The sequence below is a fragment of the Sphingopyxis sp. genome (genome assembly GCF_040216815.1).
In the GTDB taxonomy this organism is placed as follows: Bacteria; Pseudomonadota; Alphaproteobacteria; order Sphingomonadales; family Sphingomonadaceae; genus Sphingopyxis.
The window spans coordinates 90208-107190 of the sequence record NZ_JAVJOJ010000011.1 but is presented as its reverse complement, the minus strand read 5'-3'; the positions used below and the strand labels follow the sequence as shown (position 1 = coordinate 107190).

Annotated in this window: 15 protein-coding genes; 8 read left to right on the top strand and 7 right to left on the bottom strand. The window is 65.1% G+C overall.

The window, feature by feature from the left end:
• Positions 1-158: 158 nt before the first annotated feature.
• The 4 genes from RIA72_RS15555 to RIA72_RS15540 all read left to right on the top strand — a co-directional run bounded on the left by RIA72_RS15555 (position 159) and on the right by RIA72_RS15540 (position 5462).
• The gene (locus tag RIA72_RS15555) at positions 159-1955 is read left to right on the top strand and encodes a hypothetical protein (protein ID WP_350032979.1); all 1797 of its coding nucleotides are present in this window, start codon (positions 159-161) and stop codon (positions 1953-1955) included.
• 28 nt (positions 1956-1983) lie between these two features.
• Entirely contained in the window at positions 1984-2856 is an 873-nt protein-coding gene (locus RIA72_RS15550; RefSeq protein ID WP_502957978.1) for a tyrosine recombinase, read from the top strand.
• 9 nt (positions 2857-2865) lie between these two features.
• The gene (locus tag RIA72_RS15545) at positions 2866-3813 is read left to right on the top strand and encodes an acetyl-CoA carboxylase carboxyltransferase subunit alpha (protein ID WP_350032977.1); all 948 of its coding nucleotides are present in this window, start codon (positions 2866-2868) and stop codon (positions 3811-3813) included.
• Between the two features lie 110 nt (positions 3814-3923).
• Positions 3924-5462 carry a M48 family metalloprotease gene (locus RIA72_RS15540; protein ID WP_502957972.1) on the top strand — a complete coding sequence of 513 codons (1539 nt, stop codon included), beginning with the start codon at positions 3924-3926 and terminating at the stop codon, positions 5460-5462.
• A 103-nt stretch (positions 5463-5565) separates the two neighbouring features.
• Here the strand turns inward: RIA72_RS15540 and RIA72_RS15535 are convergent, their stop codons facing one another.
• Both RIA72_RS15535 and RIA72_RS15530 read right to left on the bottom strand, forming a co-directional pair.
• The gene (locus tag RIA72_RS15535; protein WP_350032976.1) at positions 5566-5730 is read right to left on the bottom strand and encodes a Flp family type IVb pilin; all 165 of its coding nucleotides are present in this window, start codon (positions 5728-5730) and stop codon (positions 5566-5568) included.
• A 146-nt stretch (positions 5731-5876) separates the two neighbouring features.
• Positions 5877-6047 (bottom strand): Flp family type IVb pilin, encoded by a 171-nt coding sequence (locus RIA72_RS15530; RefSeq protein ID WP_350032975.1) that lies wholly within the window; start codon positions 6045-6047, stop codon positions 5877-5879.
• A gap of 65 nt (positions 6048-6112) precedes the next feature.
• On the opposite strand from RIA72_RS15530, the gene RIA72_RS15525 reads away from it, so the two are divergent.
• The 3 genes from RIA72_RS15525 to RIA72_RS15515 all read left to right on the top strand — a co-directional run bounded on the left by RIA72_RS15525 (position 6113) and on the right by RIA72_RS15515 (position 8933).
• Positions 6113-6541 (top strand): (deoxy)nucleoside triphosphate pyrophosphohydrolase, encoded by a 429-nt coding sequence (locus tag RIA72_RS15525; protein WP_350032974.1) that lies wholly within the window; start codon positions 6113-6115, stop codon positions 6539-6541.
• 89 nt (positions 6542-6630) lie between these two features.
• A complete protein-coding gene (locus RIA72_RS15520; RefSeq protein WP_350032973.1) occupies positions 6631-7437 on the top strand; it encodes an enoyl-CoA hydratase-related protein in 807 nt (268 codons plus the stop codon).
• On the top strand, positions 7437-8933 hold the full coding sequence (locus tag RIA72_RS15515) for an acetyl-CoA acetyltransferase (protein ID WP_350032972.1): 1497 nt from the start codon (positions 7437-7439) through the stop codon (positions 8931-8933). Before RIA72_RS15520 ends, RIA72_RS15515 begins: the two co-directional genes overlap by 1 nt.
• Before the next feature lie 30 nt (positions 8934-8963).
• Here RIA72_RS15515 and amaB read toward each other — a convergent pair whose 3' ends face one another.
• On the bottom strand, positions 8964-10463 hold the full coding sequence (gene amaB / locus RIA72_RS15510; RefSeq protein ID WP_350032971.1) for an L-piperidine-6-carboxylate dehydrogenase: 1500 nt from the start codon (positions 10461-10463) through the stop codon (positions 8964-8966).
• 189 nt (positions 10464-10652) lie between these two features.
• On the opposite strand from amaB, the gene acs reads away from it, so the two are divergent.
• Positions 10653-12617, top strand: coding sequence for an acetate--CoA ligase (gene acs, locus RIA72_RS15505; RefSeq protein WP_350032970.1), 1965 nt, complete (start codon positions 10653-10655; stop codon positions 12615-12617).
• Between the two features lie 123 nt (positions 12618-12740).
• Here acs and RIA72_RS15500 read toward each other — a convergent pair whose 3' ends face one another.
• From RIA72_RS15500 to RIA72_RS15485, 4 genes are all read right to left on the bottom strand, one after another.
• Positions 12741-13472 carry a proteasome-type protease gene (locus RIA72_RS15500; RefSeq protein ID WP_350032969.1) on the bottom strand — a complete coding sequence of 244 codons (732 nt, stop codon included), beginning with the start codon at positions 13470-13472 and terminating at the stop codon, positions 12741-12743.
• Positions 13473-13520: 48 nt separating this feature from the next.
• Positions 13521-14324 carry a transglutaminase family protein gene (locus tag RIA72_RS15495; protein ID WP_350032968.1) on the bottom strand — a complete coding sequence of 268 codons (804 nt, stop codon included), beginning with the start codon at positions 14322-14324 and terminating at the stop codon, positions 13521-13523.
• Between the two features lie 2 nt (positions 14325-14326).
• Complete coding sequence (locus tag RIA72_RS15490; protein WP_350032967.1) at positions 14327-15268, bottom strand: alpha-E domain-containing protein; 942 nt, start codon at positions 15266-15268, stop codon at positions 14327-14329.
• 130 nt (positions 15269-15398) lie between these two features.
• Complete coding sequence (locus tag RIA72_RS15485; protein WP_350032966.1) at positions 15399-16838, bottom strand: circularly permuted type 2 ATP-grasp protein; 1440 nt, start codon at positions 16836-16838, stop codon at positions 15399-15401.
• Positions 16839-16983: the final 145 nt, after the last annotated feature.

Here is a 16983-nt window from a genome sequence, read left to right as displayed (position 1 = left end):
ACCGCGCGGGACAATGGTTTTGCTGCGGATCAAATGGGATGAACGGTGCAAATGCGATATTGCGCACGGCGACCGGATCGGGAAAAGCGCCGCTGTCCGGTGCGTTTGCCGACGATAAAGGTGGATGTGAACGACAAGATGGCCGAAAGCGCACTGCGATGAAGCGAAGCACATTCTCATTGGCGCTCGGTCTGTCGGCCGCCGTGTTGGTATTGCCCGCAATTGCACAGGAATCGTTGCTGCCGGAGGGGTTCGGCAACCCCGCCGACACGCCCGCGCCGCGTCCCGCCCCGACGCCCGCGCCGTCACCGGCCCCTGGGGCGCCGCCGGTGAACGGCGCCACGCCGCCGCCCGTCGTGCCAACGGTGGCTGGCAGCACCAGCGATGCCACCGATACCGAGGATGACGAAGCCGAGGATGACGAGATCGAATCGGGCGGCCTGAAATATGACCTGCCCCCCGGCGCGCGCCGGCTGCTCACGCGCATCGGACCGCTGACCCCCGAAACGGGCGGCCTTGCCCCCGACGCCTTCGGCGTGCGCGGTCAATATGCCGCCGCGATCATGCGCCGGACGAATGGCCAGATCGCTTCGCGCTGGGGGCAGATATTGCTGCGCCGCGCGCTGGTTTCGGCGATCGACACGCCGGCAACGATCAACGGCGCCGACCTTGGCGCCGAGCGCGCGGCCCTGTTGCTGCGCATGGGCGAATCGACCGCGGCACGGCGGATCGTCCAGTCGGTCGATTACGACCGCGCCAGTCCGCGCCTCGTCGCAACCGCGCAGCAGGTCTATCTTGCCAACGCCGATCCGGCGGGGCTCTGTCCCTATGTCCCGGCGGGGCTGGCGCATGGTGAGGAGCACAGCTGGCGCCTGGCGTCGGCGATCTGTTCGGGCCTGTCGGGCGAAGCCGGCCCCGCGGGCTGGGCGATCGGCCGCGTGCGATCGGCGGGCAAGCTTGCAAACTTCGACATCCTGTTGGCCGAACGCGTGCTGGGGGCGACGGGGGCCGGGCGGCGATCGACGACGATCGAATGGGATAATGTCGATCGGCTGACAAGCTGGCGGTTCGGTATGGCGACCGCGACGGCGATCCCGGTGCCCGACGCACTGCGCAGCGCCGCGCCCTTTTATATGAAGGGCTGGTCCGTACTCGCGCCGATGACCGATATGACGCCGCGCATCGCTGCGGCGCCCGAGGCGGCGGCGCGCGGCGTGCTGTCGAGCGAGGCCTATGTCTCGCTGCTCAGCGCCGCGGCGGGAGAGGAAGAGCCGAGCGAAACGCTGAGCGCCCAGACCGATCGGCTGCGTACCGCGTTCGGTGGCGCCACGCGGGCCGACCGTTATGCCGCGATGGAAGCATTATGGGGAGCAGCGGGCACGCCCGCCGAGGCCTATGCCGCGATGGTCGCCACCGCACGGGCGGCCGCGGCGTTGCCGCCGGGCACCGACGTCGGCGACGACCCGTGGCAGCTTTTGGGGTCGATGCTGGCGGCGGGATATGATGCGAACGCGCTTGTCTGGGCGCCGAATATAGCGACGGGAAGCCGCGCATGGGGCGTGCTGGCGGTCGGGGCGTCGCGCGCGCTGAGCGGTATGAGCGCGGGCGCGGTCGAACGCTTTTCGGACGATGACGACAGCGCCGATTATCTGCGCTCGAAATTCCTGCTGGCGGGGCTTGCGGGCCTTGGGCGGCTCGACACCGATGCAGCGGCGGCGGCCGCGCGCGACCTCGACGCCGATCTCGGCCGACAAACACGCTGGACGCGCGCGATCGAAGCGGCTGCCGAGCGTAACGAACCCGGTATGGTCGCACTGCTCGCCGCGACGGGAATGCAGGGCGAATGGTCGAAAGTGCCGCCCTACCACCTCTATCATATCGTCCGTGCACTCGATCGGGTGGGCTTGTCGGCCGAAGCCCGGATGATCGCCGCCGAAGCCTTGGTGCGTGTCTGACGGCGCCCTGATCGACCGGTTTCTGGAAATGATGGCGGCCGAGCGCGGTGCCTCGCCGAACACGCTGACCGCCTATCGCCGCGATCTCGAACAGGCGGCGGACGGGATCAAGGGATCGCTGGGCCAGGCCGACGCGGCGGCGCTGCGCAAACTGATGGCCGATTATCGGTCGCTGGCGGCGAGCAGCGCGGCACGCAAGCTGTCGGCACTTCGCCAGTTTTTCGCCTTCCTGCTCGACGAGGGCGAGCGCACCGACAATCCGGCGCTCGACATCGCGCGCCCCGCGACGCGCCGCCCGCTGCCGCGCATATTGACGCATGAAGACGTCGAACGCCTGTTCGAACAGGCGGGTCAAGCCGCCGCCGGCGAGGCGCCGCCGGCGGCAATCCGCATGCTGCTGCTGCTCGAGCTGCTTTATGGATCGGGCTTGCGCGCGAGCGAACTGGTGTCGCTGCCCCGTCGGGCGGTTGCGGCCGAGCGCGAATATCTGATCGTTCGCGGCAAGGGCGGCAAGGAACGGCTGGTGCCGCTTTCGCAGCGCGCGCGCGCCGCATTGACGCGTTGGCTACCGCTGGTGCCGGACGCCTCGCCATGGCTGTTTCCGTCCGGAAAGGACCATATCTCGCGCGTCCGGCTGTTCCAGATGCTGCGCGAGCTCGCCGCCCGCGCCGGGGTCGATCCCTCCAAAGTCAGCCCGCACGTGCTGCGCCACGCCTTTGCCACGCATCTGCTCGAAGGCGGCGCGGACCTGCGCGCGCTGCAACTGATGCTGGGTCATGCCGATATTGCGACGACGGAAATTTACACGCATGTCGATAGTCGCCGGCTCGTCGAACTGGTCAATAAGCGGCACCCGCTTGCCCGAATGGATGACGTTGACCTCAGCCCGTCATCGTCCTAGCGACGGCGCATGACAGCCTTTCTGGACTTCGAAAAACAGGTCGCGGCGCTCGATCGGCAGATCGCCGAACTGCGCGAAATGGGCGACGATCCGTCGCTCAACATCGAAAACGACATTGCGCGGCTGGAGGATAAATCCTCGAAACTGCTCCGCGACATCTATGCCAAGCTGACGCCTTGGCAAAAAACGCAGGTCGCGCGTCATCCCGACCGGCCGCATTTCAAACATTATGTCGCGGGTCTGTTCAACGACTGGATGCCGCTCGCGGGTGATCGCAACTTTGCCGACGATCAGGCAATTCTGGGCGGGCTCGCGCGCTTTCGCGGCCGACGCGTGATGGTGATCGGCCATGAAAAGGGCGACGACATCCCCTCGCGCATGAAGCATAATTTCGGCATGGCGAAGCCCGAAGGGTATCGCAAGGCGATCCGTCTGATGCAGCTCGCCGACCGTTTCGGCCTGCCGGTGGTCACGCTGGTCGATACATCGGGCGCCTTCCCCGGCATCCAGGCAGAGGAACGCGGGCAGGCCGAAGCGATCGCGCGGTCGACCGAACAATGTCTTGCGCTCGGCGTGCCGATGGTCGCGGCCGTCGTCGGCGAGGGCGGATCGGGCGGCGCCATTGCGCTCGCTGCAGCCAACCGCGTGCTCATGTTCGAACATGCCGTCTATTCGGTAATTTCGCCCGAAGGTTGCGCCTCGATCCTGTGGCGCACGTCGGACAAGGCCGCCGACGCCGCTGCGGCGATGAAGATGTCGGCGCAGGATCTTCTCGCGCTCAAGATCATCGACCGCATCGTTCCCGAACCCGTCGGCGGCGCGCACCGCGCGCCTGAAGTCGCGATTGCCGCGCTGGGCGACGCCATCGAGCAGGAACTTGGCGCACTTTCCGGCCTGCCGCGCGATACGCTGCTCGCGTCGCGTGAGGAGAAATTCCTCGCGATGGGCCGCGCCTGACGCCTTTCGGAACCCGATCCTTTCTGTCCGCGTTGCCTTCATGGGCGTTGGGTGAGCCGCTCCGTCGGCGTCACCGCTTGCCCTTTGGAATGATAGGGATAGTCTGAACGATGACAGCAAAGGTGGGAGGCATGATCATGGGCCGGTTGACGACAGCAACGGCGGTTGCCGCGATTCTGGCAGGCTGTGCGGCTGCGGGTGGCGGCGGGATGAACGGCACGGCCGATGCCCGGACAAAGCCCATCAAGACGGCAACCAGCATTTCGCCCGCCGAACGCAAACAGGGGGATGAAGCCCACCCCCAGCTGGTGCAGGAATTTGGCGGCGCCTATAGCGGACCGCAGGCCGCTTATGTGAACCGCGTCGGACAGAATATTGCCGTCCAATCGGGCCTGTCGCGGTCGCCCAGCGATTTTACCGTTACCCTGCTCAACTCGCCGGTAAACAATGCGTTCGCGATCCCCGGCGGCTATGTCTATGTGACGCGGCAATTGATGGCGCTGATGAACGACGAGGCCGAGCTGGCGGGTGTGCTGGGGCACGAAGTCGGTCACGTCGCCGCGCAGCACAGCAAAAAACGCCAGTCGGCGGCGACGCGCAATACGATTCTTGGCGTGCTGGGCGCGGTGCTCGGCGGTGCGATCGGCGACAATGGCGGACTGCTCGGCGGACTCGGCGGCTTGCTTCAGGACAATTCGATGCGCGTTGCCCAGCTAGCGACCCTGGGCTTCTCGCGCGGCCAGGAATTGGAAGCCGATCAACTCGGCGTCCAGTATCTGCGCAGCGCCGGCTATGATCCGATGGCTTTGTCGACGATGCTCGCGAGCCTGGCCAACCAGACCAGCCTCGATGCGCGTCTTGCGGGCGGGAATGCGCGCTCGCTTCCCGAATGGGCGAGCACGCACCCCGATCCGGCCTCGCGCGTGCGCAACGCGCAATCGCTGGCCGGCCGCGCGGGCGGCGTCGGCGGTATGCGCAATGCCGACACGTTTCTGGCATCGGTCGATGGCGTGCTCTATGGCGACGATCCCGCACATGGGGTGGTCGAGGGACGCAATTTCCTGCATCCCGATCTGCGCCTTCGTTTCACCGTGCCCAGCGGCTATGCGATGCAGAACGGCACCGCTGCCGTATCGATCAGTGGCAATGGCGGTCAGGGTCAGTTTTCGACCGGCCCCTATAGCGGCGACATGAACGCCTATATTTCGTCGGTGTTCCGCGCGATTGCAGGCAATGCGTCGATCAGCCCCGGTTCCATCCAGCGTACGACGGTGAACGGAATCCCGGCCTTTTATTCGACGGCCCGCGTCAACAGCCAGTCAGGGCAGGTCGACGTCACCGTCTTCGCCTATGAATTTTCCCGCAGCCAGGCTTTTCATTTCGTCACGCTGACGCAGGCAGGGCGCAGCAGCGTTTTCAATTCGATGTTCGGCAGCGTACAAAGGCTGAGCGCGTCGGAAGCGGCGGCGATCCGGCCCCGGCGCGTCGATGTCGTGACGGTCGGCCGCGGCGACACAGTGGCGACGCTGGCACGGCGGATGGCCTATAGCGATTATCAGACCGAGCGTTTTCAGGTGCTCAATCGCCTCACCGCTTCGAGCCGGCTGACGCCGGGTCAGAAAGTGAAAATCGTCGTTTACGCACGATAGGGCGCGATCAAGAGAGAAAAGAAAAGGGCGGCAGGATTGCCCTGCCGCCCTTCCTGTTCGGTCAACGCGCCGCCGTGGCGGCGTGCATCGACGGAGCTCGATCTTACTGGTCGAGTTCGTTCGACACAGTGTTGAAGGTGTTTCCGACGCTTTCGCCAACAGCCGACATCGCGGCGATGCCAGCGACGGCGATGAGAGCCGCGATCAGGCCATATTCGATGGCGGTGGCGGCTTTGGTATCGCGAACGAATTTCTTGATGAACTTCATGACTGGTCTCCTGATTTCACTTACCCTGTTGACGGTCTGGTCTGGGTCAACATCGGCGGTTTAGGTCGAATAGGTTTTGAAACTCTTAATGGGCTGCGCTGTTGTACGCGGCTTCACGGCCCGAAATGGGACGCCGGGCAATGGCCCTACATATTCGCCTCCGCGGCGTTGGAGACGTCGCCCCACATGGTGTTGGTGGAATTGGCGACGTTACCGACGGCAACGACGGCCGCCAGAAAGATCAGGGCCAGGATCAGCCCATATTCGACGGCTGTTGCGGCCCTGGTCGACCGCATCAGCCTGTAAAGATTGCGCATTGCTCCGCCCCTGACTGCAATATAGTTCCCGAGGGTGCCGATGATTGCACAGGAAGGTTAACAATTTGCCCGCCCCACCCCCCGGAAATCCGCCAAAAACCTCACTTTTCGTGGTCGCGGCGGCGCTCGTCGATCGCGATGGACGCTTGCTCGTCCAACAGCGTCCGGACGGGCTCGCGATGGCCGGCCTATGGGAATTTCCCGGCGGCAAGGTGGAAACGGGGGAGACGCCCGAAGCAGCGCTTATCCGCGAACTCAGGGAAGAATTGACGATCGACGTCGATCATGCCTGTCTTGCCCCCGCCTGTTTCGCGAGCGACCGGATCGGCGACCGGCACCTGTTGCTGCTGCTCTATATCTGCCGCAAATGGCGCGGGAACCCGGTGGCGCACCATGCCAGCGCGCTGCGCTGGGTGCGTCCGGTCGAGCTTCACGCGCTGGCAATGCCGCCCGCCGACAAGCCGCTGATCGGACTTCTTGAGGCGCTGATCTAGCGGAGACGGGTTTAGTGCCCTGTTCGCGCTTTCCAGTTGACGTAAACGTCAACTCCTCGCGATACTCGCCCGAAAGGGAGAGATTCGCGATGACCGATACGGCCGACACCACCACCATCCTCACGACGCGGCGCGGCCATGTGCTGATCGTGACGATCAACCGGCCCGAGGCGCGCAATGCGGTCAACGCCGCGGTCCATATCGGCGTCGGCACCGCACTCGAAGAGGCAGAAAACGACGCTGACATCCGCGCGGTCGTTATCACCGGCGCGGGGGACAAGAGTTTTTGCGCGGGGGCCGACCTTGTCGCGCTGTCGCGCGGCGAAAGCCTCTATCCAGACGATCCGGCGCAGCAGGCGTGGGGTTTCGCAGGCATGGTGTCGCACCCGATCTCGAAACCTATCATCGCCGCAGTCAACGGCTTCGCCTTTGGCGGCGGCTGCGAGATCGCGCTGATGAGCGACATCATCGTCGCCGCCGACCATGCCCAATTCGGACTGCCGGAGGTCAAGGTCGGGCTGTTCGCTGCGGCGGGCGGCGCCTTCCGCCTTACGCAGCAACTGCCGAAGAAACTTGCGATGGAATATATGCTGACCGGCGACCCGATCCCCGCCGCGCGCGCCGCCGCGTTCGGACTGGTCAATCATGTCGTCCCGCTCGCCGAGCTGATGCCTACCGCGCTCGCGCTCGCCGAAAAGATCGCCGCCAACGCGCCGCTCTCGGTGCAGGCGTCAAAGCGCGTCGCGCTCGGCATTCAGGACGGGCGCATTGCTGCCGACGCCCCCTATTGGGAGCATAATGCGATCGAGCGAAGCGCGCTGATGCGCAGCGAAGATGCACGCGAAGGCCCCCGCGCCTTCGCGGAAAAGCGCAAGCCTGAGTGGAAGGCGCGCTGATGACGACCGATCCCGAACGCATTCCCGTCATCATCGGCGTCGGACAGGTCAACGACCGGCCCGACGACCCCGACCAAGGGCTCGATTCGCTGGGCCTGATGGTTGCGGCGCTGGACCTCGCGGCAAAGGATGCGGGCGCCCCGCTCGCCGAGATCGACAGCCTCGCGATCGTCGATCAGATCAGCTTCCATCATCTCGGCAAGCTTTGCGAACCGCTTGCCGCCGCGATCGGCGCGAGCCCCGCGATCAATTATCAATCGGCGGCGCCGCACGGCGACACGCCGGTGCGCCTGCTCAACGAGGCGGCGAACCGCATCGGCGCGGGCGAGGTTAAACTTGCTGCGATCGTCGGGGGCGAGGCGCTGCGTACCGCCGCGGGCCGCGCCGCCAAGGCGGCGACCGGCGAGGACAAAAGTTATAATGCCGTGCGCAAGGCCGCGACCCGCCGCGAGCCCAATTATGCGCAAAAGCACGGCCTTGCGGCGCCGGTCGACGTCTATCCGCTCTATGAAAATGCGACGCGCGCGGCGTGGGGCGAAAGCCTGGAGGACGCGCAGTTCGAGAGCGCCGAAATCTGGTCGCGCTTTTCAGAGGTCGCGGCCGCGAACGACGGCGCATGGATCCGCAAACCCGTCTCGCCCGCCGACATTCTGCGCGTCGACGAGCGCAACCGCCCGATCGCCTTCCCCTACTCCAAGCTGATGGTCGCCAATTCGTCGGTGAACCAGGGCGCGGGCTTTATCGTCGCGAGCCTTGCCGAAGCGCGTCGCCGCGGCATCGCCGAGGAACGGCTGATCTATGTCGGCATGGGCGCCGCGGCAAAGGAACCCGCGAGCATCCTGAACCGCGACCGCTACGACCACAGCGTCAGCATGGAGACCTCGATCACGCGGACGCTCGAGCTCAACGGCATGACGGTGGACGATTTCGACTGCGTCGAGCTTTACAGTTGCTTTCCCTGCGTGCCCAAGATGGCGCGGCGTGTCCTGGGCTGGCCGTGGGACCGGCCCGCGAGCGTGTTCGGCGGGCTCACCTTCGGCGGCGGTCCGATCGCCAATTATATGAGCCATGCGATCGTTTCGATGGTCCAGAAGCTGCGCGCCGAAGGGCGCTATGGCTTCCTTTTTGCCAATGGCGGTTTCGCGACCGACAATCATTGCATCGTGCTGGGCCGCGAACCGATTGCCGCCGCCCGCTTCCCGCAGGATTTCGACTATCAAACCGAGGCCGAGGAAAAGCGCGGGCAAGTCCCCGAACTGGTCGAGGATTATACCGGGCCGGCCAGTATTGAAACCTACACGATTTTCTACGGCCGCGACGCGACGCCGAAAGCCGGCGTGGTCGTGGCGCGGACACCCGAAGGCAAACGCACGCTCGCGCATGTCGATGTGGGCGATCCTGCGCTGCTCGCGCTTCTGACCGATGGGACGCACGAGCCGGTGGGGATGGAGGGGCAGGTGGTGCCGATTGAAGACGGCTTTGGTTGGCGGGCGTAAGCCGCTCCCCTCCCGCAAGCGCGAGGGGGGCTAGAGATCAAAGCTCACCCCCTGTGCCAGCGGCAGCGCGTTGGAGTAATTCACGGTGTTCGTCGCGCGGCGCATATATTGGCGCCACGAATCCGACCCGCTTTCGCGGCCACCACCACTCTCCTTTTCGCCGCCGAACGCTCCGCCGATCTCCGCCCCGCTCGTCCCCAGATTGACATTGGCGATGCCGCAGTCGCTCGCGGCGAGGAAGCGTTCGGCTTCGCGCATGTCGGTGGTGAAGATCGCCGAGGACAGCCCCGCCGCAACATCGTTATGCAGGACAATCGCTTCGTCGAGGTCGTGGTAGCGCGTGACGAACAGGATCGGCGCGAACGTCTCCTCCAGCATCGGGCCGGTCTGCGCCGGCATTTCCACCAGCGCGGGCTTTGCATAATAGCTCGGCCCATCCCCTACCCGCTCGCCGCCATGAACCACGCCGCCTACCGACCGGGCCGCGATGAGCGCCGCCTGCATCGCCTCATAGGCTGCGCGGTCGATCAGCGGCCCGACGAGCACCTCATCGGTCAACGGATTGCCGACACGGACGCTGGAAAAGGCCGCCTTCAATCGCCCAACGAAGCCGTCATAGATGCTGTCGTGGACGAACAGGCGGCGCGTCGTCGTGCAGCGCTGCCCCGCCGTCCCCATCGCGCCGAACGCGACGCCGCGCAGCGCCAGGTCGAGGTCGGCCGACGGCGCGACGATCACTCCATTATTGCCGCCAAGCTCAAGGATCGCGCGCGCGAAGCGCTGTGCAAGGCGCGGCGCCACCGCGCGGCCCATGCGCGTCGATCCGGTCGCCGAGACGAGCGCGACGCGCGGGTCATCGACCAGCGCCTCGCCAACCTCGCGCCCGCCGATCAAGAGCTGCGCCAAGCCTTGCGGGGCTTCGCCAAAGCGCGCCGCCGCGCGGTCAAAAATTGCCTGCACCGCCAGCGCGGTAAGCGGCGTCTTTTCGGACGGTTTCCACACCACGCTGTTGCCGCACACGAGCGCAATCGCCGCATTCCACGCCCAGACCGCAACCGGGAAGTTGAACGCCGAAATCACGCCGACGGTGCCGAGCGGGTGCCAGACCTCCATCATCCGGTGCCCCGGCCGCTCGGTCGCGATCGTCAGGCCATAGAGTTGCCGCGACAGACCGACCGCGAAGTCGCAGATGTCGATCATCTCCTGCACCTCGCCCGCGCTTTCGGATGGCACCTTGCCCGCCTCGATCGTCACCAGTCTGGCCAGATCGTCCTTCGCCGCACGCAACTCCTCGCCGAACAGCCGCATCAGCTCGCCGGGGCGCGGCGCCGGGACGTGGCGCCAACGACGAAAGGCGGCGCTCGCCTCGTCGAGCGCGGAATCGACCTCGGCGGCATCGGCGATGCGTACCGCCGCGACCTGCTCGCCGGTCAGCGGCGACAGCGCAGCCATCGATCCGCCCGTCCACGCGCTTCGCTCGACGCCCAGCGAACCCAGCAGCGCCGCGACGTGTTTGCCCAGTCCCGCCATGTCCGCCCTTCCCAATTGCCCCTGCATTGCCCTCTAACGCTCACGCCCCATTCGTGTCGAGCGCGTCAAGACGCCGGGAAGTCGTATGCGGCGGACGGGCATCTCGACTTCGCGCAATGCGAACGGATAAGGAAGAGAAGACAAGATTCGCGGTTACAGCCGCAGGCCTGACAAGCGGGAGAAGCAGACGTGTCCGACCTACCCCCCTCCGAGCCCTTTGTGCCGGTCCCGGCCGATGCCGCGGCGAACACGCACTGCACCGCCGCCGATTACGACCGGCTCTATGCAGAAAGCATCGTCGACCCCGACGCCTTCTGGGCCGAACAGGCGAAGCGGATCGACTGGATCACACCGCCGACGAAGATCGCAGGCTGGTCGTACGATCCGGTCGCGATCAAATGGTATGAGGACGGCGTCCTCAACCTTTGCCACAATGCGGTCGACCGGCATGTCGCCGCAGGACATGGCGACCGGACCGCCATCATCTTCGAACCCGATGCGCCCGATGGCGAGACGCGGCACATCAGCTATGCCGCGCTGCTCGCCGACGTCATCCGCTTTGCCAATACGCTCAAAAAAATGGGCGTGCAGAAGGGCGACCGCGTCACCATCTATATGCCGATGATCCCCGAGGGCGCGGTGGCGATGCTCGCCTGCGCGCGCATCGGCGCGGTGCACAGCGTCGTCTTCGGCGGCTTCTCGCCCGAGGCGATCCACGGCCGCATCGAGGATTGCGGCAGCGACTGGGTGATCTGCGCCGACGAAGGGCTGCGCGGCGGCAAGGTCGTTCCGCTCAAGGCCAATGTCGACAAGGCGCTCGAACGCATCGATGTGAAGGCCGTGCTCGTCATCGCGCACACCGGGGGCGACGTCGCGATGACGGAGGGCCGCGATCACTGGTATGATGCGCTGTCGGCCGACGTCGGCGCCGACTGCCCGTGCGAGCCGATGGGGGCCGAAGACCCGCTCTTCATCCTCTACACCTCGGGATCGACAGGCAAGCCCAAGGGCGTGTTGCACAGCGTCGGCGGCTACAGCGTCTGGACCGCATCGACCTTCTTCTATGGGTTCGACTATCGCGCGCACGAAATCTTCTGGTGCAGCGCCGACATCGGCTGGGTGACGGGGCACAGCTATGTCGTCTATGGCCCCTTGCAGAACGGTGCGACGACACTGATGTTCGAAGGCATCCCCAATTACCCCGATCACGACCGTTTTTGGCAGGTCGTCGACAAACATCGGGTCAACATTCTCTACACGGCGCCCACCGCGATCCGCGCGCTGATGCGCGAGGGCGACGATTATGTGAACCGCCACAATCTCTCGTCGCTCCGCCTGCTCGGCAGCGTCGGAGAGCCGATCAACCCGGAGGCGTGGCGCTGGTATCACCAGGTCGTCGGCAAGGGGCGGGTCCCCGTCATCGACACCTGGTGGCAGACCGAAACCGGCGGGATCATGATCACCACCCTGCCCGGCGCCCACGCGATGCAACCGGGGAGCGCGGGGCGCCCCTTCTTCGGCATTCGTCCGCAGTTGGTAGATGCCGAGGGCGGCGTACTCGTCGACGAACAGACGGGCGGCGCGGCCGAGGGCAACCTCTGCATCACCCACAGCTGGCCGGGGCAGGCGCGCACCGTCTATGGCGATCACGAACGCTTCATCCAGACATATTTTTCGACCTATAAGGGCAAATATTTCACCGGCGACGGATGCCGCCGCGACGCCGACGGCTATTGGCGGATTACGGGGCGCGTGGACGACGTGATCAATGTGTCGGGCCACCGCATGGGAACCGCCGAGGTCGAGAGCGCGCTCGTGCTGCACGAGGATGTCGCGGAGGCGGCGGTCGTCGGCTTTCCGCACGATATCAAGGGCCAGGGCATCTACGCCTATGTCACATTGAACGCCGGGGTCGAACCGACCGACGAGGTCGTCGCCCAGCTCAAGCAACAGGTGCGCAAGGAAATCGGGCCGATCGCGACCCCCGACCATATCCATTTGACCCCCGCGCTCCCCAAGACACGGAGCGGCAAGATCATGCGCCGCATCCTCCGCAAGATCGCCGAAAATGATTTCGGATCGCTGGGCGATACCTCGACGCTCGCCGATCCCAGCCTGGTCGACGGGCTGATTGAAGGACGGAAGAACAGATAGACCGTCGGCCTTGGAAGGTTTGTGTGCACCCGCGACGGCGGGTGCCCATCACCGGATCGCGCAACATCGAGCCCACTGGAGATGGGTCCCCGCCTTCGCGGGGACACACTCAGTGACGCCGCTCTAAAACCGGAAATCCGGCAGCTCCGCGAGCGCAATCCCCAAGGCTTCGGCCCAGCCATCCGAGACGCGGCGGAAATAGGCGTCGTCGCGCTCGAAACGCCGCTCGCGCACCGTGGTGAAATCGTCGCGCTCGTGGATTTTGAGGTCGATCGGCAAATCGACCCCCGCATTGGCGCGAATCGTCGAATCGAACGACACGCAGAGCAGCTTCACCGCGTCCTCGAACGACATGGCCGGATCGTACGACCGCACGATGATCGGCCGCCCATATTTGGTTTCGCCGATCTGGAAGAAGGGATTGTCCTCGCCCGCCTCGATGAAATTGCCCTCGGGATAGATCAGGAACAGCCGCGGCTCGGCGCCCTTGATCTGACCGCCGACGATCAGCGAGGCGCGGAACAGGGATTCCGCCGCCGGTCCTTCATCATTATGCCGCATCACGATGCTGCGCAGCGTTTCGCCGACAATCGTGGCGACCTGGAACATCGACGGCGCTTCGAGGATCGACGGGTGGCGGTCTTCGGGCGCCTTGGTGCGCTCGTCGAGCAGGCTGACGACCGCCTGCGTCGTCGCGAGATTACCCGCCGACATCAAGGTGATGACGCGCTCGCCCGGGAGGGTCCAGCTGCGCATCTTGCGGACCTGTGAAATATCGTCGACCCCGGCGTTGGTGCGGGTGTCCGACATGAACACCAGCCCCTTGTTGAGCCGCATTCCCACGCAATAGGTCATTTCGTCCCGTAATCCCCGCCCTGATCGCCCTGACTCGTCGCCGTCCGCTTATTGCTGGACCTGTAACTGGACAACCAGATTTTCCTCTGCCGCACCATAGCGCATCCCGCGCACCGGCGCCGCATCGTGATAGTCAAGCCCGGTTGCGACGCGGATATAGCGCTGGTCGGGCGAATGGCCATTGCTGATGTCGAAACCGATCCAGCCGATATGGTCGAAATGCGCCTCGGCCCAACCGTGCGTCGCGTCCTGATGCGTCCGATCGTTCATCATCAGATAACCCGACACATAACGCGCGGGATGCCCCAGATGCCGCATCGCGGCGATGAAGATATGCGCATGATCCTGGCACACCCCGCCTTCGCCGCCGAGCGCCTGCTCGGCGCTGGTGTCGGCATCGGTCACACCGGTCCGGTAGGGCAGCTTGTCCAGGATCAGCGTGGACAATGCGTGCGCGCGCTCGATGTCGCTGGCGTGATCGCGGCCGAGTTCGGCGGTGAGCGATCGCACCCCGCGCCCCACGCGCGTCAACGGGGTGGGACGCAGAAAGGTCCAGAGCGGTATCGCGCCGCGATGCGGCCCGATCACCCCGTCCCAGCTAATTAGTTCGACCTCGCCGGTGCAGCGGATGATCAGCTCGCTGACGCCGCTGTCCACCGCGACCAGGTCAACGCCATTGCCATGATGATCGGTATAATGAAGCTGGCGGTCGCCCCCCTCGACATCGACCGTCCAGCCGTGGATCAATTGCTGTCCCGGCCGCTCCTTCGGCGTCAGCCTGATCTGCTGGAGCGCGTAGCGAACCGGGCTGTCATATTGATAATGGGTGATATGTTCGACGCTGAGCCGCATATTTACTCCACGAACCTGTAATCGCACTCGATCTGCCGCGCGAGCGCGGCGTTCGCGCGAAGAAAGTCGGTGATGAATTCGTGCAGGCCGCCGTCGAAGATCGACGCGATCGGGCGCGAGAGGCGATCGCGGCAAAGCGAGGCGCCCATCCGCACCGCCTCCGTCTCCTCGTCATAGGCGTGCTGAAGCCACGCGAGGTTATCGTTCATCTTGTCGCAGCAGAACGCCAAGCTGCGCGGCATCTGTTTGTAGAGGATCAGAAATTCCGCGATCTTCAGCGCGCTGATCTCGGTCCCGTACAGCCAGTGATAGGCGCGGTGCGCCGATACCGAACGCAGGATCGTCTCCCACTGCACATTGTCGATCGAGGTGCCGATATGGGCGACGGAGGGCAGCAGGAGATAATATTTGACGTCGAGGATGCGCGCCGTGTTGTCGGCGCGTTCGAGGAAGGTGCCGAGGCGCGAGAAATTATAGCCGTCGTTGCGCAGCATCGTGCCGGCAAAGGCACCCCGAACCAGCCCGCTCTGCTGCCGGATCGCCGCGAGCACGTCGGGCAGATCGTCCTCACGCACTTGTCGGCGGAGCAGCGCGCCCAGCGTCATCCAGCTTGTGTTCACCGCTTCCCACGCTTCGCGCGTCAAATAGGTCCGCGCCGTCCGCGCATTGTCGCGCGCCTGCTTGATCACCGACAGGATACTCGACGGATTGGCGGGGTCGCGCAGCATGAAATCGACGACGCGCTGCGAATGATAATCCTGATGCGCCTGCCGAAAGGCATAATCCTGCCCCGCCGTCACCAGCACCGAGCGCCATTCGGCCGCCGCGGTGTTCGACCGGGTGAGCGCGATACGGAACCCCGCATCGATCAGCCGCGCATTATTTTCGCTGCGCTCCAGATAGCGCGCCATCCAGTAAAGCGCCCCGGCGGTTTTACCTAGCATGGGAAAATTCCCGTCGCCCCCGCGAAGGCGGGGGCCGCTGAAGATTTACGCGGCTTCGAAGAGTAAGGGCCACAACGGCCCCCGCCTGCGCGGGGGCGACGATGAGAAAGCAAGACGGCAGCCACCCCCATCAATCCTCCAGCACCCAGGTGTCCTTGGTGCCGCCGCCCTGGCTGCTGTTCACCACCAGCGATCCCTTGGTCATTGCAACGCGCGTCAGCCCGCCGGGGGTGATGCGGATGCCCTGCGGCGACATCAGCACAAAGGGGCGGAGGTCGACGTGGCGGGGCGCCAGCCCCGCCTTGGTAAAAATCGGCACGGTCGACAGCGAGAGTGTCGGCTGCGCGATATACCCCCGCGGATTCGCCTCCAGCTTGGCGCGAAACGCCGCAATCTGCTTTTTCGTCGCGGCCGGACCGACCAGCATCCCATAGCCGCCCGACCCGTGGACTTCCTTGACCACCAGTTCGGGAAGGCGATCGAGCACCTCGCGCAGATGATCGGGCTCGCTGCACCGCCACGTCGGCACATTGGGAAGCAGCGCCTTTTCGCCCGTATAAAATTCGATGATGTCGGGCATATAGCTGTACAGCGCCTTGTCGTCGGCGATCCCCGTCCCCGGCGCATTGGCGATCGTGATCCCGCCGGCGCGATAGACGTCCCAGATCCCCGGCACACCGAGCAGCGAGTCGGGCCGGAAGTTCAGCGGATCGAGAAAATCATCGTCGACGCGGCGATACAGGACGTCGATGGGCGTATAACCCTGTGTCGTGCGCATCGCCACGCGGCCGCCGACAACGCGCAGGTCATGCCCTTCGACCAGTTCGGCCCCCATCTGGTCGGCAAGGAAGCTGTGCTCGAAATAGGCGCTGTTGTGGATTCCCGGCGTCAACACCGCGACCGTCGGCGTGCCTCCGCACGCGGGCGGCGCACAGGCCGCGAGCGATTTCAGCAGCTTCAGCGGATAATCGCCGACCTCGCACACCGCGATCTTCGCGAACAGCTCGGGGAACATCTGGAGCATCGTCTCGCGATTTTCGAGCATATAGGATACGCCCGACGGCGTGCGCGCATTATCCTCCAGCACATAAAATTCGTCGGCGCCGGTGCGCACGATGTCGATGCCGCTGATGTGCGTATAGACGCCCCCCGGCGGGTCCATGCCCATCATCATCGGCAGAAAGGCGTCGTTGCCCGAAATCAGTTCGACCGGTACGCGCCCGGCGCGCAAAATCTCCTGCCGATGATAGATGTCGTGAAGAAAGGCGTTGAGCGCACGCACGCGCTGCTCAATTCCGCGCGACAGCCGCCGCCATTCGCCCGCCGAAATGATCCGCGGCACGACGTCGAAGGGGATCAGCCGCTCGTCGGCCTCGTCCTGGCCATAAACGTTGAAGGTGATACCCGTGGTGCGGAAAAAGGCTTCGGCCTGCTGTGCCTTTCGCTGGATGCGCGCCGCATCTTCGCGGTCGAACCATTCCGAATAGTCGCGATAGGGCGCCCGGATCGCGCCCTCCTGTCCCGTCATCTCGTCAAAAAAGGAAATGCCCCAGCCCTTTCCACGCAACATGCCTCTGGCCCTGCCGCGCACGCTGGTCATCGTGCGCGGCCCGAAATTCCTGCCTGCTGCGTCGCTTGTCTGGCTACGCGGCCGCCAAGCTTATGAACATGGATGCTAATCTTCTGTCGGTGCCTTGGCAAGCGGCTCGTCGGCC

What these genes read in the sequence shown, in the direction of transcription:
- RIA72_RS15540 (WP_502957972.1), top strand. Translation starts at nt 3,924, where the DNA reads ATGACAGCAAAGGTGGGAGGCATGATCATGGGCCGGTTGACGACAGCA.
- RIA72_RS15550 (WP_502957978.1), top strand. Translation starts at nt 1,984, where the DNA reads ATGATGGCGGCCGAGCGCGGTGCCTCGCCGAACACGCTGACCGCCTAT.
- RIA72_RS15495 (WP_350032968.1), bottom strand. Translation starts at nt 14,324, where the DNA reads ATGCGGCTCAGCGTCGAACATATCACCCATTATCAATATGACAGCCCG.
- RIA72_RS15530 (WP_350032975.1), bottom strand. Translation starts at nt 6,047, where the DNA reads ATGCGCAATCTTTACAGGCTGATGCGGTCGACCAGGGCCGCAACAGCC.
- amaB (WP_350032971.1), bottom strand. Translation starts at nt 10,463, where the DNA reads ATGGCGGGACTGGGCAAACACGTCGCGGCGCTGCTGGGTTCGCTGGGC.
- RIA72_RS15545 (WP_350032977.1), top strand. Translation starts at nt 2,866, where the DNA reads ATGACAGCCTTTCTGGACTTCGAAAAACAGGTCGCGGCGCTCGATCGG.
- RIA72_RS15515 (WP_350032972.1), top strand. Translation starts at nt 7,437, where the DNA reads ATGACGACCGATCCCGAACGCATTCCCGTCATCATCGGCGTCGGACAG.
- RIA72_RS15535 (WP_350032976.1), bottom strand. Translation starts at nt 5,730, where the DNA reads ATGAAGTTCATCAAGAAATTCGTTCGCGATACCAAAGCCGCCACCGCC.
- RIA72_RS15500 (WP_350032969.1), bottom strand. Translation starts at nt 13,472, where the DNA reads ATGACCTATTGCGTGGGAATGCGGCTCAACAAGGGGCTGGTGTTCATG.
- RIA72_RS15485 (WP_350032966.1), bottom strand. Translation starts at nt 16,838, where the DNA reads ATGTTGCGTGGAAAGGGCTGGGGCATTTCCTTTTTTGACGAGATGACG.
- RIA72_RS15555 (WP_350032979.1), top strand. Translation starts at nt 159, where the DNA reads ATGAAGCGAAGCACATTCTCATTGGCGCTCGGTCTGTCGGCCGCCGTG.
- RIA72_RS15490 (WP_350032967.1), bottom strand. Translation starts at nt 15,268, where the DNA reads ATGCTAGGTAAAACCGCCGGGGCGCTTTACTGGATGGCGCGCTATCTG.
- RIA72_RS15520 (WP_350032973.1), top strand. Translation starts at nt 6,631, where the DNA reads ATGACCGATACGGCCGACACCACCACCATCCTCACGACGCGGCGCGGC.